The 523-nt window shown below is 37.3% G+C and carries 2 protein-coding genes; one reads left to right on the top strand and one right to left on the bottom strand.

Annotation, left to right across the window (positions count from 1 at the left end):
* Positions 1–6 precede the first annotated feature (6 nt).
* Positions 7–171, top strand: a complete 165-nt coding sequence (locus FC90_RS09645) for a plasmid mobilization protein (protein ID WP_420843272.1) — start codon at positions 7–9, stop codon at positions 169–171.
* 11 nt (positions 172–182) lie between these two features.
* On the opposite strand, the gene FC90_RS09500 is transcribed toward FC90_RS09645, so the two are convergent.
* Complete coding sequence (locus tag FC90_RS09500) at positions 183–359, bottom strand: hypothetical protein (protein ID WP_162258687.1); 177 nt, start codon at positions 357–359, stop codon at positions 183–185.
* Between the last annotated feature and the right edge of the window lie 164 nt (positions 360–523).

The raw sequence follows: 523 nt of genomic DNA, 5'->3' as shown, positions 1-523 counted from the left end.
TTCCGAGTGACCAAGGAACAATTTAAAAAAATTTCAGTATTAGCAAAACAAGCTAACATGACCGTCAATGAATGGACACGGCACCAGGCGCTAGGCACAAAAATAACGCCCACGTTGATTCAAATTGGCACATCAATTGAAGAATTTTTAGATCAAAAAAGCACCCGTTAAGGGGTGCTTTTTTAATGTATTATTGTGTTTGTAATGCTTATATTAATTTGCAACAATTTGAATATTGCAGCACCAGCAACCAGGGCGATCAGCGCAATTATTTTAAGTTCTTTGACCGTTAACGGTTCTTCAGTATCAAAAATGTTATTTAGAAGGTTTAGGCTGCCGTTTATCAACGTATTTTTCATTATGCCCACCGCGTTTCATTGTATTTATTATCTGGATTAAATTCTTGCAAGTAGCTGTAACCAAGGTCACTTTTCACGCCAAGTCTTGTAAAACGCTTCATAACGGGATTTTCGTCAGGTCTTGAGAATTCGTCTTTGACTGGTTCCACAATTGAACTCATAGT

The sequence above is a fragment of the Latilactobacillus graminis DSM 20719 genome (assembly GCF_001436415.1).
In the GTDB taxonomy this organism is placed as follows: domain Bacteria; phylum Bacillota; class Bacilli; order Lactobacillales; family Lactobacillaceae; genus Latilactobacillus; species Latilactobacillus graminis.
This window is presented reverse-complemented; position numbering and strand designations above follow the sequence as displayed.